This is a genomic window from Bacteroidia bacterium (assembly GCA_016218155.1).
Lineage (GTDB): Bacteria > Bacteroidota > Bacteroidia > Bacteroidales > GWA2-32-17 > GWA2-32-17.
This window is the reverse complement of record JACREQ010000048.1, coordinates 1-26629: the sequence shown is the minus strand read 5'-3', so window position 1 is coordinate 26629 and position 26629 is coordinate 1. Positions and strand designations below refer to the sequence as shown.

General features: G+C 29.5%; 27 protein-coding genes. 6 read left to right on the top strand and 21 right to left on the bottom strand.

Annotation, left to right across the window (positions count from 1 at the left end; all coding sequences use genetic code 11):
* From HY951_09640 to HY951_09630, 3 genes are all read right to left on the bottom strand, one after another.
* A partial coding sequence (locus HY951_09640; GenBank protein ID MBI5540307.1) for a dihydroorotate dehydrogenase occupies positions 1 to 573 on the bottom strand: 573 nt, incomplete at its 3' end.
* Positions 561 to 1337, bottom strand: a complete 777-nt coding sequence (locus HY951_09635; protein MBI5540306.1) for a dihydroorotate dehydrogenase electron transfer subunit — start codon at positions 1335 to 1337, stop codon at positions 561 to 563. The genes HY951_09635 and HY951_09640, both read right to left, overlap by 13 nt.
* Before the next feature lie 219 nt (positions 1338 to 1556).
* Positions 1557 to 2009 carry a helix-turn-helix transcriptional regulator gene (locus tag HY951_09630; protein MBI5540305.1) on the bottom strand — a complete coding sequence of 151 codons (453 nt, stop codon included), beginning with the start codon at positions 2007 to 2009 and terminating at the stop codon, positions 1557 to 1559.
* 861 nt (positions 2010 to 2870) lie between these two features.
* Here HY951_09630 and HY951_09625 point away from each other — a divergent pair.
* Positions 2871 to 4076 (top strand): L-serine ammonia-lyase, iron-sulfur-dependent, subunit alpha, encoded by a 1206-nt coding sequence (locus HY951_09625; protein MBI5540304.1) that lies wholly within the window; start codon positions 2871 to 2873, stop codon positions 4074 to 4076.
* A 143-nt stretch (positions 4077 to 4219) separates the two neighbouring features.
* On the top strand, positions 4220 to 6352 hold the full coding sequence (locus HY951_09620; protein ID MBI5540303.1) for a T9SS type A sorting domain-containing protein: 2133 nt from the start codon (positions 4220 to 4222) through the stop codon (positions 6350 to 6352).
* A gap of 123 nt (positions 6353 to 6475) precedes the next feature.
* Here HY951_09620 and HY951_09615 read toward each other — a convergent pair whose 3' ends face one another.
* The 14 genes from HY951_09615 to sucD all read right to left on the bottom strand — a co-directional run bounded on the left by HY951_09615 (position 6476) and on the right by sucD (position 19311).
* Positions 6476 to 7585 (bottom strand): T9SS type A sorting domain-containing protein, encoded by a 1110-nt coding sequence (locus tag HY951_09615; GenBank protein ID MBI5540302.1) that lies wholly within the window; start codon positions 7583 to 7585, stop codon positions 6476 to 6478.
* A gap of 184 nt (positions 7586 to 7769) precedes the next feature.
* A complete protein-coding gene (rimO, locus tag HY951_09610) occupies positions 7770 to 9062 on the bottom strand; it encodes a 30S ribosomal protein S12 methylthiotransferase RimO (protein ID MBI5540301.1) in 1293 nt (430 codons plus the stop codon).
* 104 nt (positions 9063 to 9166) lie between these two features.
* Positions 9167 to 10108 (bottom strand): signal recognition particle-docking protein FtsY, encoded by a 942-nt coding sequence (gene ftsY, locus HY951_09605; GenBank protein ID MBI5540300.1) that lies wholly within the window; start codon positions 10106 to 10108, stop codon positions 9167 to 9169.
* A gap of 112 nt (positions 10109 to 10220) precedes the next feature.
* Positions 10221 to 10379: a DUF4295 domain-containing protein gene (locus HY951_09600; protein ID MBI5540299.1), complete on the bottom strand. Its 159-nt coding sequence runs from the start codon at positions 10377 to 10379 to the stop codon at positions 10221 to 10223.
* A 10-nt stretch (positions 10380 to 10389) separates the two neighbouring features.
* On the bottom strand, positions 10390 to 10572 hold the full coding sequence (gene rpmG, locus HY951_09595) for a 50S ribosomal protein L33 (protein MBI5540298.1): 183 nt from the start codon (positions 10570 to 10572) through the stop codon (positions 10390 to 10392).
* An 11-nt stretch (positions 10573 to 10583) separates the two neighbouring features.
* Positions 10584 to 10826 (bottom strand): 50S ribosomal protein L28, encoded by a 243-nt coding sequence (locus tag HY951_09590; protein MBI5540297.1) that lies wholly within the window; start codon positions 10824 to 10826, stop codon positions 10584 to 10586.
* A gap of 110 nt (positions 10827 to 10936) precedes the next feature.
* The gene (locus tag HY951_09585; GenBank protein ID MBI5540296.1) at positions 10937 to 12175 is read right to left on the bottom strand and encodes a competence/damage-inducible protein A; all 1239 of its coding nucleotides are present in this window, start codon (positions 12173 to 12175) and stop codon (positions 10937 to 10939) included.
* Positions 12176 to 12508: a hypothetical protein gene (locus HY951_09580; GenBank protein MBI5540295.1), complete on the bottom strand. Its 333-nt coding sequence runs from the start codon at positions 12506 to 12508 to the stop codon at positions 12176 to 12178.
* Positions 12489 to 13208 (bottom strand): hypothetical protein, encoded by a 720-nt coding sequence (locus tag HY951_09575; protein MBI5540294.1) that lies wholly within the window; start codon positions 13206 to 13208, stop codon positions 12489 to 12491. Before HY951_09575 ends, HY951_09580 begins: the two co-directional genes overlap by 20 nt.
* On the bottom strand, positions 13205 to 14437 hold the full coding sequence (locus HY951_09570; GenBank protein MBI5540293.1) for a M48 family metallopeptidase: 1233 nt from the start codon (positions 14435 to 14437) through the stop codon (positions 13205 to 13207). The genes HY951_09575 and HY951_09570 overlap by 4 nt, the downstream gene beginning before the upstream one ends.
* A 1-nt stretch (position 14438) precedes the next feature.
* Complete coding sequence (locus HY951_09565; protein ID MBI5540292.1) at positions 14439 to 15473, bottom strand: tetratricopeptide repeat protein; 1035 nt, start codon at positions 15471 to 15473, stop codon at positions 14439 to 14441.
* Between the two features lie 31 nt (positions 15474 to 15504).
* Positions 15505 to 17601, bottom strand: coding sequence for a hypothetical protein (locus tag HY951_09560; protein ID MBI5540291.1), 2097 nt, complete (start codon positions 17599 to 17601; stop codon positions 15505 to 15507).
* Positions 17602 to 17651: 50 nt separating this feature from the next.
* Positions 17652 to 18398: a 3-oxoacyl-[acyl-carrier-protein] reductase gene (fabG, locus tag HY951_09555; protein MBI5540290.1), complete on the bottom strand. Its 747-nt coding sequence runs from the start codon at positions 18396 to 18398 to the stop codon at positions 17652 to 17654.
* A gap of 31 nt (positions 18399 to 18429) precedes the next feature.
* Positions 18430 to 19311, bottom strand: coding sequence for a succinate--CoA ligase subunit alpha (gene sucD / locus HY951_09550; GenBank protein MBI5540289.1), 882 nt, complete (start codon positions 19309 to 19311; stop codon positions 18430 to 18432).
* Positions 19312 to 19443: 132 nt separating this feature from the next.
* On the opposite strand from sucD, the gene mnmE reads away from it, so the two are divergent.
* Complete coding sequence (gene mnmE / locus HY951_09545; protein MBI5540288.1) at positions 19444 to 20850, top strand: tRNA uridine-5-carboxymethylaminomethyl(34) synthesis GTPase MnmE; 1407 nt, start codon at positions 19444 to 19446, stop codon at positions 20848 to 20850.
* 8 nt (positions 20851 to 20858) lie between these two features.
* Here the strand turns inward: mnmE and HY951_09540 are convergent, their stop codons facing one another.
* Entirely contained in the window at positions 20859 to 22622 is a 1764-nt protein-coding gene (locus tag HY951_09540; GenBank protein ID MBI5540287.1) for a T9SS type A sorting domain-containing protein, read from the bottom strand.
* 317 nt (positions 22623 to 22939) lie between these two features.
* Between HY951_09540 and arfB the strand changes: the two genes are divergently transcribed.
* Genes arfB through HY951_09525 form a run of 3 tightly spaced genes read left to right on the top strand, consistent with a single transcriptional unit; the run spans position 22940 to position 24105 of the window.
* Positions 22940 to 23350 (top strand): aminoacyl-tRNA hydrolase, encoded by a 411-nt coding sequence (gene arfB, locus HY951_09535; GenBank protein ID MBI5540286.1) that lies wholly within the window; start codon positions 22940 to 22942, stop codon positions 23348 to 23350.
* A 36-nt stretch (positions 23351 to 23386) separates the two neighbouring features.
* Entirely contained in the window at positions 23387 to 23782 is a 396-nt protein-coding gene (locus HY951_09530; protein MBI5540285.1) for a YbaN family protein, read from the top strand.
* A complete protein-coding gene (locus HY951_09525; GenBank protein MBI5540284.1) occupies positions 23779 to 24105 on the top strand; it encodes a heavy-metal-associated domain-containing protein in 327 nt (108 codons plus the stop codon). The genes HY951_09530 and HY951_09525 overlap by 4 nt, the downstream gene beginning before the upstream one ends.
* A 1-nt stretch (position 24106) precedes the next feature.
* Here the strand turns inward: HY951_09525 and HY951_09520 are convergent, their stop codons facing one another.
* From HY951_09520 to HY951_09510, 3 genes are all read right to left on the bottom strand, one after another.
* The gene (locus HY951_09520) at positions 24107 to 24502 is read right to left on the bottom strand and encodes a GtrA family protein (protein ID MBI5540283.1); all 396 of its coding nucleotides are present in this window, start codon (positions 24500 to 24502) and stop codon (positions 24107 to 24109) included.
* 2 nt (positions 24503 to 24504) lie between these two features.
* Positions 24505 to 26412, bottom strand: a complete 1908-nt coding sequence (locus HY951_09515) for an LTA synthase family protein (protein ID MBI5540282.1) — start codon at positions 26410 to 26412, stop codon at positions 24505 to 24507.
* Between the two features lie 51 nt (positions 26413 to 26463).
* Positions 26464 to 26629: hypothetical protein (locus tag HY951_09510; GenBank protein MBI5540281.1), on the bottom strand; the 166-nt coding region annotated here is incomplete at its 5' end.

Here is a 26629-nt window from a genome sequence, read left to right as displayed (position 1 = left end):
TATAAGTGAAACAGAATCCGCTCCTTCGTCTTCTGCTACTTTAGCAATCTCAGCAATATTCGTAACATTAGGCGAAAGTTTTACCATTAATGATCCTGGATAAACTTTTCTTACTGCAGAAATCACGCTTTTTGCACCGGGACATGATGTTCCAAAAGCCATCCCACCTTCTTTTACATTTGGACAGCTAATATTTAATTCAATTGCCGGAATTTTATCTAAAGAAGAAAGCTTTTCGGCAGTTGCAACATAATCTTCAACAATAGAACCAGACACATTAACTATTATTGCAGAATCGTAATGTTTTATTCTTGGATAAATATGTTCAATAAAATAGTCAACTCCTTTATTTTGTAGACCAACAGCATTAAGCATACCCGAAGGTGTTTCTGCCATTCGCGGATAAGCATTTCCTTCACGATGATGAAGTGTTGTGCCTTTTACTATAATTCCACCTAATCTATTAAGATCAATAAAATCGGCAAATTCTTCGCCATAGCCAAATGTTCCTGATGCAGTAAGAACAGGGTTTTTAAGTTCCAGTCTGCCAATATTAACTTTTAAATCTGCCATTTTAAATTCTGAATATTAAATACAGGTCCTTCAGTACAAACACATTTATTTCCTTCATTGGTTTCTGTAACACAACACAAACAAGCACCAATTCCACAAGCCATCATATTTTCTAAACTTACTTCACAATCAACCCCAGCCTCATTAGCCCTTTTAGCAATAGCTTTCATCATTACTTCCGGGCCACAGGTATAAATTCTTTTATATTGTTTCAAATTATCAAACACCGGATGATTTACAACATATCCTTTTGATCCTTCACTGCCGTCCTCAGTTGTTATTAACACTTCACCGTATTGTTTATATTTATCAACTTCAATTAACTGAGAGGCTCTTCTTACACCTATTAATGTAGAAACTTTTACACCTTGTTTTTTTAAATGTCTTGCAAGGTAAAGTAATGGTGCTATTCCACAACCACCACCTATTAATAATGCATGTTCATTTTTATTTATTAGTTCAAAACCCTTTCCAAGTGGAAATATTACATTTAATGTTTTACCAACCTCAATATTTGCAAGATGTTTTGTTCCTTTTCCAACAATTTGAACTAAAAAACTAATAATATTTTTGTTGTAATCAACATCATGCACAGAAAGTGGTCGACGTAAAAAAGTATTTTCTGATCCTGTTATTTCAACCTCTGCAAATTGTCCCGGTAAAACTTCAGGCAATTGTTGATTTGATGACAATTCCAGTAAATAATATTCTTCTGAAAGAATCTGTTTATTAACTACTTGTAAATCCTGAATATATTTCTTCATTATAGTAATTTTCGGTAAAAAATGAACGAGAGCAAAGATAAAAGAAATATATAGATTCTTAATTTAAGATGAAAAATAGATATTGTAGTGTTAATAAATTAATGGAGTTTTAAAATATTAAATGAAAATGCTAATTGTATGAAAAGTCATCCTTCGAGAGCCTCAGAATGACAAAAAAAAACTATGTCACTTTGAGCGTAGTCGAAGGGTGACTATTTATTAATTGGAAGGTGAGTAAGTTTCAAATGTTCCATCATTATAAATAATAAACATTCTATCGACTGCTTTTATTTTTACTGGATTATTGATTTTAGGCTCAGTTGAAAAATTAGAATTATCTATTTTATTATCAACCTTTTGTTCCACTTTTATAGGCTCAATAACCTCTTCAGGTTTCAATATTTTAGAATTCACAGGAGTTTCTACAAATCCTTGGTCAAATAAAGTAGGAATTCCTTTTCCGGGTCGATACATTTCTCCTTTTCCTAAAATTAACCAATCGGGATTTATTTTATCAAAACGATTTAAAATTTTTTGTATAAGCTCAAGACTCGGATTATTTCTTCCGGCAATGATATGAGAAATACTTGAACGTTGTACTCCGATCTCATCAGCAAACTTTGACGATGAAATATTTTCTGCCTTCAAAAATTTCGCAATTCTATCTTTCATTTTTTAGTCGTTTTTTCGAGTTACAAATGTAATATTAATATTATTCACATTTGTAACTTTTATGGTATTTACAAATGTAATTACTATGATTTCTTATATTAATTGTAAATTATACTAAGTATTGAAAATTAGCATGTTTAATCAATCAGTTTATTTAAATCTATGATTTATATAAATTACATAATATACTGATAATAAAAACTAAATAGATTATTCAATACTCAATTATAGTGTATTACATCTGATTAAATACAATTGTAACACTTTATCTTAACTATTAGTTTATATAAATGTATTCTATATATTGATTATATGATTATTATACATAATATATATTTGATAATAAAAGGAACTGAAAACCTGTTTAACATTGTAATTTATTATTGTGAAAATAATGTAAATTCTTCTGATTACATTTGTAATTTCATTGATTTATTACAAATGTAACTAGTGTATTTATTTACAAATGCAAATTGAATGAAAAAATATTTTGAATGGTAAAATTGCACCAGAACGACAAAATCAACTCAAGCTATACCAAAGTTCATTTTTTATTTTGCTCCTCTCCTATGCTCTTAAAAGTTTAAATTTTGATATCTTTAAATTATTTTAGAAAAAATATTTATTTAGCATACAGGTCTCGATACAATCCGCCAAATTTTAAAACTAAATAATTATTCCTTTTATTACAGGCGAATTATTCGACCTATCAAATGGGTTTTGTGCGTTTAGCTTTATCGAGTGCTCCGCTTGCGGAGTTATCGAGATGTGTGAAAGCATAATTATAGATTAATGTACATTATAATTATATAAATATTGAAAAATAAGAAACAGTTATTTAATTTTACAAAAAACAGATTTATGCAATCAATAAAAAGTATTTTCAGAATCGGACATGGTCCATCAAGTAGCCATACCATGGGACCACTTAGAGCTGCAAAAATCTTTAAAGAAAAGAATATTAATTGCAATTCGTATAAGGTAACATTGTATGGGAGTCTTGCTGCTACTGGTAAAGGTCATTTTACAGATGCAGCAATTATTAATGAATTTAAACCTATTCCAACAGAAATTATTTGGAAACCAAAAGAGTTTTTGCCTGAACATCCTAATGGATTAACCTTTGAAGCTATTGATAATAATGGAAACACAGCAGATTCATGGACAACTTTCAGTATTGGTGGTGGAGCATTATGGGAAGATAACTTAAATTCTCCTACTCAAATTTATCCACACAAGAACATGCATGAAATTTTGCATTACTTAAATAGTACAGGAAAAACTTATTGGGAATATGTAGAAGAATTTGAAGGCCCTGAGATTTGGATATATCTTACAGAAGTATGGGAAGCAATGAAAAATTCTATTCATAACGGGTTAGAAAACGATGGAGTTATACCTGGATCCCTTCACCTGTCGAGGAAAGCTGCGCTTTATTTTACCCGTTCGCAAGGTTTTACTGGAAGCTTAAAACGTAAAACTTTACTTTTCTCATATGCTTTAGCTGTTTCTGAAGAAAATGCTTCATGTGGAAAAGTTGTTACAGCCCCTACCTGCGGATCATGTGGAGTGTTACCAGCTGTACTATATCATATTTCTAAAGATTATGAAATGCCGGATAGTAAAATATTAAAGGCGTTGGCTACAGCAGGAATATTTGGGAACGTTATTAAAACAAATGGCTCAATATCCGGAGCAGAAGTTGGCTGTCAGGGCGAAATTGGCTCTGCATGTGCAATGGCAGCTGCTGCAGCGACAAAATTATTTGGAGGAACACCACCTCAAATTGAATATGCTGCTGAAATCGGTTTAGAACATCACCTTGGTTTAACCTGCGATCCTATTGGTGGTTTTGTACAAATTCCTTGCATTGAGCGTAATGCTTTTGCAGCTACCCGTGCACTTGATGCTTCAGCATTTGCAATACTTTCAGACGGGCATCACTATATAAGTTTTGATAAAGTAATAGAAACAATGTTGCAAACCGGACACGATTTACCAAGCCTTTATAAAGAAACATCAATTGGTGGATTGGCTGCTATTGTTAAGGAAAGTGATGATGAATAATTTTTTTTACTTTTACGTACAACTTCAATTATTGTAAATAAATCATTATAAAATTGTAAAAAACAAATAGAATAAAATAAATTAAGTTTAAAAAGTATTTGTAAAACAGTTATAAAAATAACAATAACATAGTAAAAATTATTATGAGAAATAGATTGTTCTCGAAACTAAAAATATTTATAATTACACTTTTAAGCATTAATAGTATTACTAATGCTCAAACATCAGATTGGCTAAATTACACCTGCGGAAAAAACATTCGAGCATTAGCAGAACAAGACAGTAATATATGGGTAGGTACTATCGGTGGTGGTTTAATTAAAATTGATAAAAACAACAATACTTCAACTTTTTACAATCATTTAAATTCTGGCATACAAGACAACTCCATATCGTCAATATACATTGATAATAATGAAACTAAGTGGATAGGAACTTTTGGAAGCGGATTAGTAAAATTTAATGGAAACAATTGGACTACTTACAACACGTCAAATTCAGGGTTACCAGATAACTATGTTAACGCTATAACTGCTGACAAAAATGGTCTTTTGTGGATAGGGACTGATAGCGGTTTAGTAACATTTGATGGAACAAATTGGACAACCTACAATACTTTAAATTCAGGATTAAATTATAATTCTATTATCTCAATTGCAATTGACACAATCGGAAATAAATGGATTGGAACTAATTCTGGTGGATTAGCTAAATTTGATGGTATAAATTGGACAACATATAACACTTCTAATTCTAGCTTACCAGATAACGTTATATATTCAATAGCGATTGACGAAAACAATACTAAATGGATTGCGACAAGTGTTGGCGGAATTGCAAAATTAGATGGAACAAACTGGACAATATACAATACCTCAAACTCAGACTTACCAAACAATAATGTTACTTCAATAAAAATAGATATAAATAACTATAAGTGGATTACAACCTTTGGAGGTGGATTGGCTAAATTTGACGGGAATATTTGGAATATATATAATCTCTCTAATTCAAATATTGTGGATAACTACTTATATACTTTATTAATTGATGCAAATGATAAAAAATGGATTGGAACTTCATTAGAAGGTCTAATAAAATTTGATGGTACAAACTGGGAAGTACAAAACACTTCTAGCACCGGTTTACCTAATAACTATATTCGTGAAATAAAAATAGATAACAATGGGAAAAAGTGGATATCGACCGCTTACGACAATTTGGCCGAATTTGATGGAATAAATTGGATAGTGCACGATACCTCTAACTCTGGTTTACCAGATAATTATATACATTCAATAGCCATCGACAATAATAACAATAAATGGTTTGGAACTAGCTATGGTGGCTTAACTAAATTTGATAATATAAATTGGACAACATATAACACTTCATTTTCTGGCTTATTAGCATGGAACATTTCTACAATAACCATTGATATTAGTGATTGCAAATGGGTAGGAACCTGGGGTGAAGGATTATTTAAATTTGATGGAATAACCTGGACTAGATATACAATGTCTAATTCTGGATTACCTGATAATTCAATATATTCAATTGCTATTGACGAAAATGGAACTAAATGGATTGGTACTGGAAATGGAGGTTTGGCAAAATTTGATGGATTAATTTGGACAACATATAACACTCTAAATTCTGGTTTACCCAACAACTACATAACTTCTGTAACAATAGACGCAAATGGCAATAAGTGGATTGGTACAATGAACGGTTTAGCTAAATTTGATGGTTCTATTTGGACAACATACAACACATCAAATTCAAATATCCCCTCAAATTTTATTATGACATTAGCTATAGATTTAAACGGGCATATATGGGTTGGAACCTTACAAGGTGGATTATCAAAATTTGATGGAACAAATTGGGTAGTTTTCAATAAAGAAAATTCAGACATACCTGATAATCACATTTATTCAATTGCAATTGATAATAATAATTCAAAATGGATTGGAACAGGTTTTGGCGGATTGGCTGTATATAATGAAAACGGCCTAGTAATTTCAAGAGAAGATGAAATAATTGAAGAAAACAGTATAAATATTTTCCCTAACCCTACTTCAAATTATATTAATATAAAATCGCCTAAATTTTCTTCTATCAAAATATTAAATATTCAAGGCCAGCTAATGAAAACAATTTATACTAACAACAATAAAACAAATATTGATATTTCTAAATGGAATAAAGGAATTTACTTTGTTAAAATAAGTTCAGAATATGGAATTAAAACTGAAAAAATAATAATAGAATAACCAACATTTACAAAGGATTGGCTGCTATAGTAAGAGAAGAAGATGATAATTAATTTAAATAAAAAAAATGGGTAAATAAGAATATATATTTACCCATTTTCATTTTACAAAAATTTTAGAAAATTATTTCATTACTATTTTTTTTGCTATTCTATTTTCATTTTGAACAATAGATATCATAAAGATTCCGGATTTTAAATTTCCAGATTCAATAGTAAAATAATTACTATTTCCTTCTGAAGGTGTAAAATTCTTATTTACTATCACTCTTCCATTAATATCAAATATTTCAACTGTAAATATTCCAGAATCATAAGTATCTAATGAAAAGCTTATTTTCTGATCATTTACTAAAAGTTCATTTAATATAAAGTCCTTCTTTATATTGCATTTAGAGCTTAAGATTTCAAAGTATTTGTAACTACCGTTTAAATCTGTCTGTTTTAATCTATAGTATGATGCATTATTATTATCGTTTAATTTGTCTTCAACATAATATAACTTTTCTGTATTACTGTTAACTGCACCAGGAACAGTAGTTAAAATATTCCAGTTTTTAGTATCGGTACTCTTTTCTATTGTAAAGAAATCATTATTAATCTCAGAAGCTGTTGTCCAATTTATTAATGAAGTGCTACCAGAACAAGAAATTTTATATGTTGTAAGCTCAACCGGCAATGATATTGATGGTGGTACATTCGGATATGTTTCAAAACTTCCTGTTAAAGTTCCATCGCCATTCTTTATTGACCAGAACTCACTATTACTATTTGTTACTAATATTACTCGCACTCTAATTAAATCACCGTAACAAATATTAACTGTACCAGTTAGGACATGAACAGCAGCGTAATCACTAGCATTAAGTATAGTATCAGTAATCCAAACACCTAAATTAAGTTGATATTGGATATAAACATGATCATCAACATCTCCATTTCCACTTTGGTTTATTTTAAATTGATATATAACATCCATACAACCAGCTGTTTCTTTTCTAAAATATGGTGTGTATAAAATGCAAGAATCGCTTCTTACAGCCCATTGTGATGGTTTTACAACTCCACAGGAATTATCATAAGTTGAAGTATCTGAAAACTGCAGTGAATAAGAGTTTTGAGATTTTACCTCTGATAAACTCATTGATAAGAATAGAGTTATGAATATTGACAAATAAGTAGGTATACTTAACAGCCAATTTTGTTTTCTGTTTAAAAAGTATATTTGATTCATAAGTTCATATTTTTATTTAGACTAATTCTAAACAAAGATATGTTATTAAAACTCATTTGTCAAGTAAAAAATAAATAATTTTAAAGAAATTGAATTATCTATCTATTATTATGTGGATTATATTTATAATAATTATAAATAACAGCAAATAATAATTGTTAAAAATTAAATTTTAGAAATAATACTATCCATACAGCTCAAATTCGGATGCATCAATAATTTTAACATTATAATAATTACCTACTTTAAGATTCTTTCGTGTTACAATTACTTCGTTATCAATTTCAGGTGAATCAAACTGAGTACGTCCAGTATAATGATCAGTTTCTTTTGTGTCAATCAAAACTTCATGTTCACTACCAATCTTAAATTTATTAAGTTCAAGTGAAATAACTTGTTGTATCTGCATTATTTCTGAAACTCTAGCATTTTTGAGTTTTTTAGAAATAGTATCTTTCATTTTGAGAAATGAATGGGTTCCTTCTTCGTGAGAATAAGGAAATACACCTAATCTATCGAATTTAAAATCTTTTACAAATTGCTTTAGTTCCTCAAAATCTTTTTGAGTTTCACCAGGATGACCTACTAATAAAGTTGTACGAATTGCAATATTAGGTATATTGTTACGTAATTTCTGTAACAAATCAACTGTTGATTTTCTATCTGCTCCCCTTCGCATTATTTTCAACATTTTATCACTAATATGCTGAATTGGAATATCGACGTACTTGCATACTTTAGGATTATTTGCAATAACATTTATTAATTCAGAATTAAAGTATTTAGGATAAGTATAATGCAATCTTATCCATTTTATTCCTTCTACTTCAGAAAGTACAGTTATAAGCTTTGCCAGTGAAGGTTTTCCGTAAATATCATGACCATAAAAAGTCAGATCCTGTGCAATAAGTATTAACTCTTTTACACCTTGTTTGGCAAGTGATTCTGTTTCCTGTTTTAATGAGTCAATTGTTCTAGACACATACTCACCACGAATTGAAGGTATTGCACAAAACGAGCATTTTCTGTTACAGCCTTCAGAGACTTTTAAATATGCATAATGTGACGGAGTTGTAAGCAACCTGAAGTCACCGTCTTCACTATAAATATTTACTGTTTTTAATATTGCACGTCTTATTTCTTTTTGCTCTTTTACTCCAAAAATAAAATCAACTTCAGGAATTTCTTTTATTAATTCTTCTCTATATCGTTCAGTTAAACACCCAAAAACAATAAGAGTTTTAACATCTCCCTGGTTTTTTAACTTAACACCTTCCATTATAGTATTAACAGATTCCTGTTTTGCGTCAAAAATAAACCCACAAGTATTTATAAGCAAAACATCAGCTTTTTCAACAATCTGGCTATGGCTTAAATTAAAGTTTTCGGGATTAAAACCACCTAAAAGAAATTCTGAATCTACCGAGTTTTTAGCACAACCAAGTGTAACAACAGAAATGGAAATTTTTTTGGACATTAATATATTATCTGATTTTTATACTTTTTGTCATTCTGAGTGAAAGGAAGAATCTATATTCGAACTAGATGCTTCACTGCGTTCAGCATGACAGAAAAGAAGAATTAATTAAAAAGCGATTCAACATATTCCTGTTTATTGAAAATCATCAAGTCATCGAGTTTTTCCCCAACACCAATATATTTTACAGGAATATTAAATTCATGAGAAATACCAATTACAACTCCACCTTTTGCAGTACCGTCAAGTTTTGTAATACACAATGCACTCACTTCTGTTGCTAGTGTAAATTGTTTTGCCTGTTCAAATGCATTTTGTCCGGTAGAGCCATCTAATATCAACAATATTTCATGAGGAGCATCAGGAATTACCTTTTTCATAACATTCTTAATTTTAGTAAGCTCATTCATTAAGTTTATTTTGTTATGAAGTCTGCCTGCTGTATCAATAATAACAACATCTGCATTATTTTTAACTGCAGAAGTAAGTGTATCAAAAGCCACAGAAGCAGGATCGGAACCCATTTGCTGTTTAATTATTGTTACACCAACTCTTTCTGCCCATATAGTTAATTGATCAACTGCAGCAGCTCTGAAAGTATCAGCAGCACCAAGATAAACATTTTTTCCAGCGTTTTTAAAATGGTTGGCAAGTTTGCCTATTGTTGTAGTTTTACCAACGCCATTAACACCAACTACCATAATAACATATGGCTTATGGTCTTTCATGAAATCCAATGAAGAAATTCCTGGATCTTTCATTAGAAGGGCTATCTCCTCTTTAAGAACTGCATTAAGTTCACTGGTATTAATAACTTTATCACGTGCTACACGTTGTTCTATTCTTTCAATAATTTTTAAAGTAGTAGTTACTCCAACATCAGATGAAATAAGAATTTCCTCAAGGTTGTCAAGAACTTCATCATCTACTTTTGATTTACCAATAACAGCACGTGCAAGCTTTTTGAAAACACTTTCTTTGGTTTTCTCCAAACCTTTATCAAGATTCTCTTTTCTATCTTTTGAAAATAAACCAAAAAAAGCCATAAGTTTTAAATTTTCACAAAGTTATTAAAATTTAAGCATATAAAGCAAAACATACAAAACAAAAAAAGCTTTCTTCGTTTTGAAGAAAGCTATATAAGATAATAAATTGATATTACTTTTTACTTAAAAAATCTTTTACCATTTCAGAAGTTACCATATCTTCTTTGAATTCGTAAGCTCCGGTTTTTTGGGATTTTACCATACGAATTACTTTAGTAAAGTCTTTTCCTGTACCACCTTTTTTAAAGGCTGCAACTACTTTCTTTGCCATATTCTAAATGTTATTTAATTTCTTTGTGAAGAGTTACTTTTTTTAAACAAGAATTATATTTCTTTAATTCAAGTCTTTCAGTAGTATTTTTCTTATTTTTTGTAGTAATATATCTTGATACTCCTGGTACTCCACTAGTTTTTTGCTCTGTGCACTCAAGAATAACCTGAACGCGATTTCCTCTTTTTGCCATAATTCAGCTGTTTAATAAGTTTTAATACGACCTTTTGCCTGAGCTTCTTTCAAAGCATTTTTAAGTCCGTTTTTGGTAATGGTTTTAATTCCATTAGCAGAAACTCTTATGCTAACCCAACGGTTTTCTTCTTCTAAAAAGAATCTTTTCTTAAAAAGATTTGGATAGAATTTTCTTTTTGTACGGTTATTTGCATGAGAAACATTGTTTCCTACAATTGTTCTTTTTCCCGTAATTTGACACACACTTGCCATATTCTGATATAATTATTTCAATTTTTCTTTAAAACGGACTGCAAAATACGGTATTTTTATTCAAATAATCAAACATTTTCTTAGTTTTTTAAATGCAGTAAACTAAGACTTTAGTCTATTATTGATTTTCTGAGCATATCCAAAGCTGTTACAGAAGCCCTTAAAATGTTTCTGGCTCGGTCGTTACCAAACGTAAATTTATGTGCAATTGTATTTTTTTCTGAAGCTATCGCAATCCATACAGTTCCAACCGGCTTTTCTGCAGTCCCACCATCGGGACCGGCAATACCTGAAACAGCTATGGCATAATCAGTTTTAAATATTTTCCGAATATTTTCAGACATTTGAAGAACAACATTTTCGCTTACTGCACCATACTTTTCAATATCTGAACTTTTGACTTTTAAAATTTCAGTTTTAATTTCGTTTGAATATGCTACAATAGAACCTTTAAAATACTTTGAACTACCTGAAACTGAAGTCAGCAATTGGGCAATAGTTCCACCTGTACAACTTTCTGCAGTACTAACGGTTTTATTTCTTTCGGTTAATATTTTACCAATTACCTCTTCTAAAGTAGTATCGCCAATTGCGAAAATTTTATCTGGAATAATTTTATAAAGCTCAGATATTGAATTATCAATTTCTTCCTTTGCATTTATGCAATTTTGATTTGCAGTAATTCTTATTCTGACAATTCCGGGTTGTGGCAAGTATGCTAGGCTCAAATTTTTGTCAGCTAATTTACTTTCCCAATCTTGAATTCTTTCTGCTAGAAATGACTCTGCAATACCTGATGTCATAACATTTTGAGAAACTATCTGAGGTAAACTAAAGCTTTTATTGATATAATTTACCAATTGTTTTTCGAAAATATTTTTCATTTCGAAAGGAACACCAGGCAATGAAACCAGCATAAAATCATTTTGCATAAAAGCCATTCCGGGAGCTGTTCCTAGTTCATTAAATAAAACTTCACATTTTTCTGGTAAATCAGCCTGCTGTAAATTTAATTCTGTTACTGGCAAGTTTCTTTTTGAGAAAATAGTGCTAATATGTTTTTCAATTTCCTTATCTCTAATTAATTTTGTTTTAAAGAAATCGCATAAAACAGTTTTTGTAATATCATCATTTGTAGGACCTAAACCTCCCGTAACAATAACCAGATTAACATTTTCTGATGCTGATTTAAATGCATAAAAAATATCATCATATTTATCTGAGACAGTAACTATTTTCTCTACCCAGAATCCAAGTTCGGTCAACTTAGAAGCAAGCCACGAAGCATTGGTATTTACAACCTGACCAATTAAAAGTTCATCGCCAATACAAATTATTTCTACCTTCATTTAAATAAAAGCATTTAACACAAAGTAAGTATAAACTATTAATAAATTCAAAAATAAAACAACACTGAATAATAAAATATTAAGCCATCTAAAAAACACATTTATAGCATTTGAATTTAATGCTTTTAATATCCCATAAACATTAACAAACACACCTAATAAAGATGGAATAAGAATATAAATCCATGAAAAGGATATAACACATTTCTCCAATTCATTATTAGAATTTTTAAAACCATAATTTGTAAGTAAAAATATACAGACAATTTGTAAAACTGCTAACAAATAAGACAAAATCAATATTAATAAAGGGTTATCTATTACTCTTTTCATATATAGAATCTATTGAAAACAAAGAATCGCCAGATATTTTTGCTGTCGAATTATTTATTAATATCTCATTTATGCTATTAAAACCAAGCATCTCAACTTGAAATAATTTTTCTTTCATCTTGTTGTTAGAATCGTTAACGGCATCTTTTAATTTCAAACCACTACACCATCTTCTTAAAAAGAAAAAATAAAAAACCGGAGATAAACTGTTATTACCAATATGAGAAACATAAGACTTAACTCCAATATTTTTCCATTTATCTGTTTGATCATAACCAGAACATCCGGTATTGTACACTAGTCTGATTTTTGAAATTTTATTAGAATCTAACTCATTTATCCAATCAATAAAATTATTTGAATGTGCCAATAAAAACACATCTACAGTAGAGTAATTATCTAACAAATAATTTAAACTGGAAATAAATTCAGTTTTTTTGTCATTCTCATAATACTGTGTAAAATAACATAAAGTATCGTAATACTTCGACAAGTACGGAAATGTAAAAAGTCTGGTTCCCATTTTCTGAAAAGGAATTACATTATCTCTGATTGCAATTACAGCTCTTTCCTTTTTAAATTTATCATTAACAGAATGAATAAATGGAAATTCAGTGAGAAATGTTATTAAAATTACAAAACAGACAATTAGTAATAAAACTACAAAAAAATGTTTCCTTTTTGAATTTAAAAAAGTCATTTTCTAAGTTCGTTTATTCTTTGTAGTACTGTAGGGTGCGAATAATGAAAAAACACATACAAAGGATGTGGTGTAAGATTACTCAAATTATTTACTGTAAGTTTTTTTAAGGCTGATATCAAATATTCAGACTGTCCATAATTTGCAGCAAACTTATCGGCAGCATATTCATTTTTTCTTGATATTATTGTATTAGCCATACCCAAAATCATTGATACTGGGCTATACAATATACCAAATGCAATAATTGAAATATGAAAAGCAGGTTTATCTACTCCAAGGGCCTGAGAAAGTATAGGACTATCAAGAAATAATGAAAGAATATATAACATTAAACCAGTTTGAATAAATGAAAGAACTAATCCAGAATAAACATGTTTCTTTTTATTATGACCAATTTCGTGAGCAAGAACAGCGACAATCTCATTAACTGTAAGATCATTTATTAATGTATCGTATAACACAATTCGCTTTTTACTTCCTAGTCCGGTAAAATATGCATTAGCTTTTGAAGATCGTTTTGAGCCGTCAATTACATATATATCTTTCAACGAAAATCCTGCCTTATTGCTGAACTCCTTTATTGCAGATTTTAAATCACCTTCTTCCAAAGGTTTTTGTTTATTAAAAAGCGGAACTATCAGATTTGAATAAAACAATAAAAAGAAAAGTGAAATACCAACAAATAGCAGAAATGTATAAATCCAAAACATTTCACCGGTTTGTTTATAAAACCAGAATACAGCAATTAGAACAGGGGCACCTATAACAATACTTAATAACCATGATTTCAATTTATCAAAAATAAAAGTTTTAATAGTTGTTTTATTAAATCCAAATTTTTCTTCAATAACAAACGTGTCATATATATTAAATGGTAACGAAAGTAAATCGAAAGCAAAAAACATTAAACCAAAGAAAACTAAAATTACTAATCTTTCATCTGTGACTAGCTCTCTGGCAATAGAATCAACATATGCAAAACCATAAAACAACAACATTGAAACACTTAAAATAAATCCAAAACTACCTTCCAGTAAACCAAATTTGTAATTTGTTTTTTGATAATGATATTGATTTAGATATTTCTCATTATCATATATATTCTCTGCTTCTGGGGGTTGAATAGAAGAAAGATTTTTATAATTTAGGAAATCAAGAATTTGCTCAAATACAAAACCAAGAATTACTATTCCTAATATAATTATTAAAACAGTTAGAGAAGTCATTTTATTCCATTTGCTGTTTTAGTCTTTCCTGATCACTTTTTCTTTTGTATAAAATATTAGAATATGATCTTGCTGCTTTATTTCCATAATCGGTATAAGCTTTATTACACCATTCAATTGCGATATCAAGTTTTCCTTCCATTTCTGCTGCAAGTGCAAGATTATAAGCAGCCCATCCACCCACTTTTTGTTTAGGATCTTTTAATGATGTCTGCCATAATTCAGCAGCTTCAGTCCAGTTATTAGTCTGAACTTTTCTTTTTGCATTTTCCATTTTATCATTACCCTTAACATAATACATTCTACTTACATTTACCCATGTAGGAGAAATTCTTCTTGAATATTGTTGCCCTGCATAAAATCCGGCATCCAACGTTGCGTTTCTCTGACTTGGTAAATGACCAACGGCCTCTTTCTCATTGGCACCGGTTTTATCCCAGTTCATACCATCTGTATATATATTCTGATCGATTATTCTTTTTTGTTTTGGTTCATATATTCTCCATCCTGCATTTATTGAGATACCTAAGTGAGCATAAAATTCTAAATAGCTAACTTGCTTTCCATCAACAGTTTTATTAAGTTTTTTTGATGTAACATTATGCGAAGCATTAGAGTCAAAGGTTTCTAAAACCAATAAAGCATCAACATTATTATCCTTACAGATTTTCTCAACCTGTCCCCAATCAAGTGGAATTGGCCATTGTGCAGTACCTGTTCCTTTTATATCAATATTTCCTGGAACGGTTAATTTAAACCTTGGTGATGACGCCAGTGCATTTGCCAACCCGTCGATTGTTCTTTTTGAAGCATCCCTGTCAACAAATAAACCTTCACCTGTTACAACTCCTTCCAGAACATTATTCAAACCTTCACCTTTTGCAGGTAAGCTTCTGTTAATTGCAGCAAGATTTTTAATGCTTAACGGAACATTAATATCAGCTGGTTCCAGCACCTGAATTGAGATTGAAGAAGTACGGCAGGAGAATAAAAAAACTCCAGAAATTAAGCTAACAAATAAAAAAAGCTTGTTCATATTATTGGATTTATAATTAAAAATAAAAAAACTAATAGCTTCCAAAATACTTTCGTATAAACCATTCGAAGCTTAAAAGTAAAATTAAAACAAAAAATATTGTCTTGAAATTTATTAATTCAGTTAATTTCTTTTCTGAATAAGAAATAGAAACAATGTCCTTATTTTTTAAAATTTCTTCAGTCAAATTATTCATAGTTTTAACATCATAGCATTTTCCATTATTTTTTAGTGCAAATTGTTCCATAAGCTTTTTATTAGCTACGAGCTTTGCACTTTCAACATTAACTGAAGCAACAACAAATTTTCCTGATTTACTATATTTCTTATCGCCAAGCTGTGCTGAAGCAACAAATGAAAAATCTCCAGGAGGAAATATTCCTGAATTTAAGCTATAAAACTGACCTGTTTTTGAAAATGTATATGAAAATCTCTTTTTCTGTGAATTAGTAATATCAATTATTACATCGGGGTCATTAACAGGTTCAAAATTATCATTATATAATTCAGCGCCAAAAACTAAAGGCTCATTCTCATAATAAATATTTTTATAACTAACATTAAATTTCTCTTTCTTTATTTTAATTGTTAAGTATTGAACAACTTTATTTAATATTTCATTAAAAGCATCATGATTTGAATTATTGAAGTAATCTTTTAAACGCCATCTCCAATATCCTTCACCACAAATAATTCCAACACGGGAATCATTAAAATTATCAAAAAATAATACTAAAGGTTTTGAAGTTGATATTGTCTTTATACGTTGTTGAAAAAGAACATAACCACCCGCATTTACTTTATAATCGCCAAAAGGAACATTTAATGGAGGATATTCTTTTAATATATCTTGCAAATTCTCGGGAAACTGAAACTGAACAAATGAATTATTATATAATGGGTATGCTTCATCAAACTTCTGGCTGGTTTGATTGATTTGTAATCCGGTTGAAATTCTATTAAATGCTGAAAGTAAAGTTTGAGAACCTATTGAAAATAAAATTGGAATTTTAGTATTTATTGCAGATTGAATAATTTGAGTAGCAGAATTTGTTTTAGAAGGTAATTGATGTAATATAACCAGATTGTATTCTGCAACATTTCCCTTAAACTCATCAGCAACAGAATAAGTTAATTCAAAATTAGGATTAGTTTCTAATGCCGACCTTAATGCACCTGCATCAGGGTGTGGTGAATTTACAAGTAATAAAACTTTTTGTTTTGAATCTAAAACTTCAACTACAATATCTCTATAATTATTTATTGTTGTTATTTCACCTGATTTAGGAGTAACAGATATTAAATAATGTTGCAAACCAGGTTCATCGGCTTTTATTTCGAAAAGAATTTCATCAGTAAACTCATCATTACTAATAGTTTTATTATAACTTGCAATAATGTTTTTGTTATGAGTAACTTTTACCTGCAAATCCTCACCCTTGCATTTATCACTCTTTACCAAAAGCTTTATTGAAAAAGAATTTCCTCTGAAAACTACTTTATTGAAAATAACATCTTCAATTCTGATATCCTTTCGTTGAGTTGTATCGCCAAGTAATATTGTATATACCGGACAATTTAATCCAGTCTGAATATATAATGGATTTGTTCCGGAGTTGTATAAACCATCTGATGCAACAACTATTGCACCTACATTTTTATTTGAGCATGTTGCCTGAATATAATCAAACAACTTAGAAAAATCTGTTCTTTTATCATTAAAACTTAAACTATCAGAGTTTTTAGGTTTATCGCCAAAACTAAGTTTTACAATTTCATAATTATCACCAAAATTACTTAGAAGATTTAAATACTGCTTATTAAATTGAGTCTGATAATATACAGAATCATTACTCATTGATACTGATTTGCTGTTATCAACTGCAAAAACCAGAATAGGTTTCTGAACATTAGTAGAAAAATACCTGAACATTGGGGAAAGAAGAAAGAAAGCCAAAACCAAAACAACAATAAATCTAAATCCTCTTATTAAATATTTTAAAATTCTAGGAATTTCCTCTATTGAGTTATCTTTTCTGTAAAAAAACCATGAATATAAAAATGCAATACCAATGCAAGGTATTAATAACCACAATGTATTTTCGGTAATTAAGCTAAATAGTAACATAAATAAAAAAAGCCACCTTTTGGTGGCTTAAAGTTACATTAAATTTTTTGTTAGGTCTGCATTGCTCCACAAACATTCAACACCTGCCCGCTTACATAAGAAGACAAGTCGCTACCAAAGAAAACAACAACCTTCGCAACTTCTTCTGCTGTGCCACCACGTTTAAGCGGAATCTTCTGGAACCACTCATTAACAACCTCTTCTGGTAATGTTTTGGTCATGTCTGTAACAATAAAACCAGGAGCAATTGCATTACAACGTACATTTCTACTTCCAAGCTCTTTCGCAACAGATTTTGTAAATCCAATTATGCCGGCTTTAGATGCAGAGTAGTTTGCCTGACCTGCATTTCCTCCAACACCAACTACCGAACTAATATTAATAATAGAACCTGATCTTTGTTTAAGCATTACTTTCTGAACTGCCTTTGTCATATTAAAAACCGACTTAAGGTTTACATTGATAACCATATCCCACTGTTCTTCACTCATTCTCATTAAAAGAGAATCACGGGTAATACCTGCGTTATTAACTAATACATCTATAGTTTCGAAATCTTTAACAACTTCATCAATAAGTGCTAATGAAGCAGCATGATTACTTGCATCTGAAGCATAACCTTTAGCTTTTACACCTTTTGCTAAAAGTTCTTTTTCCAAAGAAAATAAAAAATCGTCTGCCTTTAAATCTGTAAAAGCAACCGAAGCACCTTCGTCAGCACAACTTAAAGCTATTGCTCTTCCAATACCTCTTGAAGCACCGGTTACAATAACTGTTTTTCCACTTAATAAACCCATCTTTAATAATTTATAATTAATTAATTTGATTTTATCTTGCAACACCAACAAGTGCTTCATGCATTACTTTTCCAATATTTGCAGGCGATTCAATTACATGAATTCCACACTCGCTCATAATTTTCATTTTTGCAGCAGCAGTATCTTCAGCACCTCCAACAATTGCTCCTGCATGTCCCATCCTACGTCCTTTTGGAGCTGTCTGACCAGCAATAAAACCAACAACTGGTTTTGTTCCATTGGCTTTAATCCAACGGGCAGCATCAGCTTCAAGACTTCCACCAATTTCGCCAATCATTACAATACCATCTGTATCAGGGTCATTCATAAACAATTCAACAGCTTCTTTTGTAGTTGTACCAATAATTGGATCTCCTCCAATACCGATAGCAGTTGAAATTCCTAATCCTACTTTTACAACCTGATCGGCTGCTTCATATGTTAGGGTTCCTGATTTTGATACAATACCTATTTTACCTTTTTGAAATATAAAGCCTGGCATAATTCCAACTTTTGCTTCACCTGGAGTTATAATACCTGGACAATTTGGACCAATAAGTCTTACATTTCTATATTGCAGATATTCTTTTACTTTAACCATGTTACTTACAGGAATACCTTCAGTAATTGCAACTATTAATTTTACACATGCATCGGCAGCTTCCATATTTGCATCTGCACAAAAAGAAGCAGGAACAAAAATGATTGACACATCAGCACCGGTATCTCTAACTGCATCAGAAACTGTATTAAAAATAGGACGATCCAAATGTTTTTGACCACCTTTTCCAGGTGTTATACCTCCAACAACATTAGTTCCGTATTCAATCATTTGACCAGCATGAAAAGTACCTTCACCACCGGTAAATCCCTGAACAATTACCCTAGAATGTTTATTTACTAAAATACTCATGGTTGTTATTTTTTTTGTGTTTGCAAAATTAATTTTTTCTCTGTAAAATTCTATGATATTTTAATACGATTTGAAATATTTTGCCCATAAAATGCATTACAAACAATTATCTTTGCTAAATTTTTAATAATAATGGTTGATAATTCAGTTATTTGTGCACTCGCTACACCTCAAACTACGTCTGCAATTTCTTTAATTAGAGTTAGCGGAAATAATTGTTTTGAAGTTGTTAGTAAAATTATTTTATTTCAAAATAAATCAAAGACTATTCAATCACTCAAAGGATACACTTTACATCGTGCTCAAATAATTGACAATAATGAAATTATCGACGATGTACTAATAAGTATTTTTATAAACCCAGTTTCATATACTGGTGAGGACATGATAGAGATTTCTTGCCATGGATCTACTTTTATTCAGCAAAGAATAATCAACCTTTTAACTTTAAACGGAGCAAGACATGCTTCTCCCGGTGAATTTACCCTAAGAGCCTTTCTAAATGGGAAGATAGACCTTTCTCAAGCCGAAGCGATTGCCGACTTAATATCTTCGCAAAATAAAGCTTCGCATGATATTGCAATGAATCAAGTACGTGGTGGATTCAAAAAAGAGCTCGATATTTTAAGAGAAAAACTTTTAAACTTAGTTTCATTAATTGAACTCGAACTTGACTTTTCTGAAGAAGATGTAGAATTTGCCGACAGAACTATTTTATCAAATACAATTAAAGAACTCTTAATTAAAATTAAACGACTTAAAAATTCATTCGAACTTGGTAACGCTATTAAAAACGGAATTCCAGTAACTATTGCCGGAAATACCAATGTAGGAAAATCGACTTTGCTTAACGCTATATTAAACGAAGAAAAAGCTATAGTGTCTGATATTCATGGTACTACACGTGATGTCATTGAAGATACTATTGTTTACAAAGGAATCTCATTTCGTTTTGCAGATACTGCCGGTTTTAGAGATTCAAAAGATGAAATTGAAAATATTGGAATATCACGTTCAATTTCAAAGATTAAACACTCTAAGATTATTCTTCTATTGGTTGATGTTTTAATGGAGCAAAATCAAATTGAAGAAATTTATAAATCGATAAATTCTGAGCTTAACGAATCACAAAATTTAATATTAATTTTAAATAAAACAGACCTAATTAGCAATGAAAAGCTAATAGAATTTGAAGATTTTTGTATTAAACTAATAGATTCAAACAAGTATCATATATCGCTATCAGCAAAAGACTTATCACAAATCGATAAAGTGCTTTCATGTCTTTATAAAAGCATTACAAAAAATGAAATTTTTTCTGATGAAATAGTGGTAAGTATTAACCGCCATTTCGATGCTTTATCAAAATCAGAAGAAGCACTATTAAGAGCAAAATCAGGATTACAAAATAAAATTTCAAACGATTTTCTTAGTCAGGATTTAAAAGAAGTACTACATCACATTGGAAGCATTACTGGTGAAATAACTACTAATGAGATACTTGGCAATATTTTTAAAAATTTCTGCATTGGGAAATAAAACAAACATTACCAAACGACTAATTTCCTGCTTTCTTTATTGTTGTTAGAAACCACAGTTACCTGATAAATTCCTTTTTGTAAGTTATTTGTAGGTAAATTAAATGAAACTCTCTCATCTTGTTCAACTATTTCTTGTAAATTATAAATATTTCTTCCGGTAATATCAGATAAAAGAATTTCATATTTCATATTACTAACTCCTAAAAAGTTTAAACTAATTTCTTGAGACTGTGAACTCCAATTTACATTTAAGTCGGAAATACTATTTATAGATGTTGAATAAAATGAAATAACTTCAGAAAATGAATATTTACCATCAAAGTCAGTTTGTTTTAATTTATAATAAACCAGCTTATTTAAAGGTTCATTATCATTAATAATATACTCTTTTTGTGTTGATGAGTTTCCTGCCCCAGGTAAATTATATATTTCTGTAAAATTTTCCCCGTCAACAGATTTTAAAACAGTGAAAAAATCATTATTTGTTTCGCTTGCTGTTACCCAGTTTAATTCGATTTTTTTATTCTTTTCTATTGCTTTAAATGATATTAATTCAACAGGTAACACTGCACATTCACCAGTAATATTTGTTAAAGTTAGAGTATAATCACAAGCATCACCAGCCCAACCATCAACCAATATATAAACCAATTGACCAGCTACTGCACTAAAAACAGATGATGTATTTATTGAACCAGGCAACATTGGACTAGGAAAATCATAAATGTTAGTTAAATTCCCCGGTGTACCTGTAAAAATAGATGATTGAATTCCATTATTTGGACCAGGTAAATGACAATCTGATATACCTGTAATACTAATCTGCCATGTTCCATCCTTAATTGGACTAAAATAAAACCATGAATCATTATTTATGTGATATGTCACGTCATCTCCGGTTTGAGAGGCTCCAGAAACTGTTGTGGTTGTATTAAAATCAAGATTATTATTCCATGATGATGCTCCGGAAGGGAAGTTTCCTAAAGAAGTATTTCCTATAAACCCCGAACCACAACCATCAATAACTGAGGCACCAGATGCTGTTGTATTTAACAATGGACTTGCAACACCAATACAAAAATTGGTATATCTAATTGAATTACAATTCCTACCTTCAATTTGAATTAGGTAAGTTTGGCCTATTGTCAAATCAGTTATCAATTTATGTAACCCTGCATCTGTAGAACCCATACTTTGACACATAACATTTTCACCCATTGTAGGAAGGCAACCGGTACCAGAAGAAAATGGACCAAAAACACCAACGTAAGGCTCACAACTTGGAGAGTTAGTTTCAATAAAACTTAAAACAACTGAGTCATTAACCGCTGTAAATCTATACCATACTGTTTCGGGCGTACCACCACTTCCACAACGTGATTCTCCGGATTGTAAACTTGCACTATTTGTTGTTTGACTACAAAGTAATGGATCACCAATTGTTATAGTTACTGCATTATTACAATTATCATTTGCAGGAGCAGCTTTTGTATTTCCAGTATATTGATTTGTATTGGTAAAGCCATTATTTAAAAGAGTTTCTATAATATAATCAAAATCAAGAACCGACTGTCCATTTTCTAATGCTAATGCTCTTTCAGTTATTAAATCATTTATTGATTTATTTAGAAATTCATTATTTTCAATATTATTATTTTCATTTGTACCTCTATAAGATTCTTTATTTTCGCTGTTATTTTGTGCGTTAATAGTCGAAATTGATATTAAGTTTGAAAACAATATTAAACTGATTATGTATAATTTATTCATAATATTGAGTTTAGGTTAAACATTTAAGAGTTGCTCTTATTTAGAACAAATATAAATAACATTGTAATCTTATTATTTTTATTTTGACTAATTCTAAATAATTAGTGACAAACATTTCTATTTTTATTGTTGAAGTTTAAATATAATAATCTGAATTATTTTCTAACTTTCACTCATAATACTGATTATAATAAGTATACTATAAGTAATTATAAGAAATATTAAATAATCGTTTTATGCAAAGTCCATATTTCTACAATTGCTATATTTGGAATTTTAAAGCTATAATCCTATGTAATTAAAACACTATTTATATAATGAATATATTTTTAACTAAAAGTCTTGATTTTTATAAATGGTTTAAATTCATTACTTCCCGCAGCTCTGGACCAGGTGGACAAAATGTTAACAAAGTGAACAGCAGAGTTGAATTAAGAATAAATATTAATGAATGTGATTTATTTTCTGATGTAGAAAAGGAAATAATCTATAAAAAACTAGAAAATAAAATCAATAAAGAATTTGAATTGGTAATTGTTAGGCAAACCGAACGCTCACAATTAAAAAATAAAGAAAAAGCAATTGAAGCTTTTTATAAGATTATTGAAACAGCATTAAAAAAGGAAAAAGTCAGAAAAAAATCAAAACCATCAAAAGCAGTTATTCAAAAAAGATTAGAAGAAAAAAAGAAGCTTTCTGAAAAGAAAAATAACAGGAGAAAAGTTTAACCTATTATTTAAGAATAACTAAATGGGTATAAATAAATGAATAAAGCCAATAACAATGTATTAAAAGTTTTACTGATTATTGCAGGATCATTGTCTGTTGTTTTGGGAGTTATTGGTATATTCTTACCAGTTTTGCCTACAACACCTTTCTTACTTTTAGCAGCTGCATTATTTGCACGAAGTTCAGAAAAATTCTATAAAATAATTACAACAAACAAGTTGTTTGGAAAGTATATAAAAGACTACAATGATGGAAAAGGCATTAAATTACAAGTTAAAATTTCTGCAATTACAATTTTATGGGTATCAATTATTATTTCAGTAATCATTTTAAAAATTCTATTATTAAAACTATCTTTAATATTTATAGCTACTTTGGCTACGATATATATTATTTCTATTAAAACATTGAAAAATAATACTCAAAAATGAAAACAAATATTATATTTTCCATTCTATTTTTTTGTTTAATAAATTTAAGTTTGATTGCTCAGGAACAAAAAGAAATAAAGATTGTAAAATTTTTAACATCAGCACATTCTAAAAATTGCAAAGAAAAAATTGAAAAAACATTAGCTTATGAAAAAGGTGTAATTGATTCAGAATTAAACACAGAAAATCAGGTTTTAACAGTAAGATTTAAGCCAAAAAAAACAAATTCGGAAAACATTAAAAAAGTAATAAATAATCTTGGACATGATGCAGAATTACTTATCGAAATAGACGAGATTAATGTTAAAAAAGATACCGAATAAATCAATTAAATGTTAAGAATAAATTAGCTGCAAAATTCCAAAAAGTAGTAATAACAATAGCTATAAGCTTCGAGAAATAGAATTTTCTCTTTAATTTACTTACCAATATCCATAAAAAAATACTATTTATTCCTAATCCAATTAATGAAATCAGGAAAAACTCACCAAACTCAATTAAAACATCAGGATTATTGCTTTTAAATGTCCATATTCTATTTAAAATGTAATTAGTGGTAGCAGCAATAATAAAGCCTACTGCATTAGCAATATATTGATTTACTTTTAATATGTTACGAAAAAGATATGTAAATGCGAAATCAACCAATAAACCTGTAAAACCAACAATACCAAACTTTATAAATTTATAAAAAACTGTCAATGAGAATAAGTCACTCATAATTATTTAAGCGTTAACTTATTTGATATTAGCCTATTATTATAGCTTTGAATTATTGACTTAATGAATTTCTCCATTTCTAATGTTTTTGTTTTTAAGCTATTCATAATATTATTATTCAATGCTCTGTCTTTTTTATAATCAAATAAAGCAACACTTTTATCACCATCAAACAACAGTAAATAATCATCTTTAATTAATTGATAATTGCCACTAATATAATTTACAGAAAAATGAACAGTTGAATTATCTAACGCACTTCTTCCAAAGCATACAATTGAATCATTAAAAGACAGATAATCAAGAATTGTTGGAGCAATGTCTGAATGCTGCATTATGTTATCATTTTTCCCTACAAGCAAAGAATCATTAAAACAATACATAGTAATTGGCACAGAATACATACCTATTCTATTGTTATAAAATTCATCAATAGCCCAGAAAGTATGATCGGCTGTTATAACAAATAGTGTATTGTTAAACCATTTAGATGATTTTGCTTTTTCAAAAAATCTACGAAGTGACAAATCAGTATAAGCAATGCTTTGCATTATTTCATAATGACCTTTTGGAAGTGCTGCTTTATATTTTTCTGGAACTTTATAAGGATGGTGTGAAGAAAGTGTATATAAGACTGAGAAAAACGGTTCTTTTTTATTATCAAGTTGTTTTGAAAAATATTGAAGATAGGGTTCATCCCAAATACCCCAATTACCATCATAATCCTTAGAATTAGGGTATTCATTTTTTCCATAATAATTATCACAGCCTGCCATAAATGAAAAAACATCAAAACCCATAGTACCATTTGTTCCTCCATGATAAAAGGAAGTTGAATACCCATGCCTTTTTAATATACTTGGTAATCCGTCAATTTTATTAGTCGCATATTTCGATAAAACATATGGAGTCTCGCTTAGAGAAGGAATTCCAGCAAGAATTGCAGGTAAAGATTCTATACTTTTTTTTCCGTTTGCGTAACTGTTTTCAAAAATAAGACTTTTTCCAAACAAACTGTCAAGAAAAGGTGTAAAGCCTTTACAATTACTATTAAAGTATCCAATATATTCTTTTGAAAAGCTTTCAAGGATAATAATAACAACGTTCCTTTTAATTTCAGTATTATTTGAATCTGACTTCAATTGATATACTGGTGAGAAATATTTTTGCAATTCTTTCTCTTTAAAATAATTTCTTTCAATAAGATTATCCTTACTCCATGTTCTTATAATTGAAAATGGTGTATTTAAAACCAATGGTATTTCTCTGTTTGTAACAAATCGTGCAGCCGACATTAAATTCACAGGTCTTAAATTAGTGCCACGTAAAACAATAAACATAAACAACCCTGCAAACACAAAAATAATCAGCTGATAAATAACATGTTTGGTTTTAACTTTTACATCTTCTATAATTTTAAGTTTTATTGATTTATAAAGTTTCCACATTAAAACAATAAGTAAAATCCATATTAAAATTATAAACCAAAAATCTTTTAAAAATTGAGGTAACATTACCCATGTATCATTACCTGTATTAATAAAACTGAATATATCAGCAGTAGATCGTTTATTAGTAAATTTAAAATATTCTGAGTCGATTAAATTAGGAAGTATTATAATAGAATTAACAATGATAAAATACATCGACAAAAACTTTTGAAAGCCCCTCCCATCTTTAAAGTTTCCTGGAATTAAATATAAGAAAACAAAAACTGCATTAAACCATAAAATTACCCATAAATCAAATCTGGTACCCCACAAGAAAGCTATAACAATATCTCCAATTTTTGATGATTCAAATGAAGAATAGTTAAAAACCAGAAAAAGTAGTCTTGTAATCTGAAAAACAATAATTAAGATTGTTAGACTTAATACAAGAACTTTTATGTGAGCTAAATATTTTTTCATAAAAAAAGCTACCACAAAGGTAGCTTTTCAATTTAAATTATTTTTTATAGACTAAAAACTAACCCAAGTCTCAATTACATCATCATCTTTAAATCTTTCCCATTTAGAACCAAGAGTATCCCATTGCCCAATGGCATTATTAATTCTATATTTTTCAATTATATACTGAATTGTAAATTCAGGAAAAACGGTATCAGAAATATGACAAAGCCCTGCT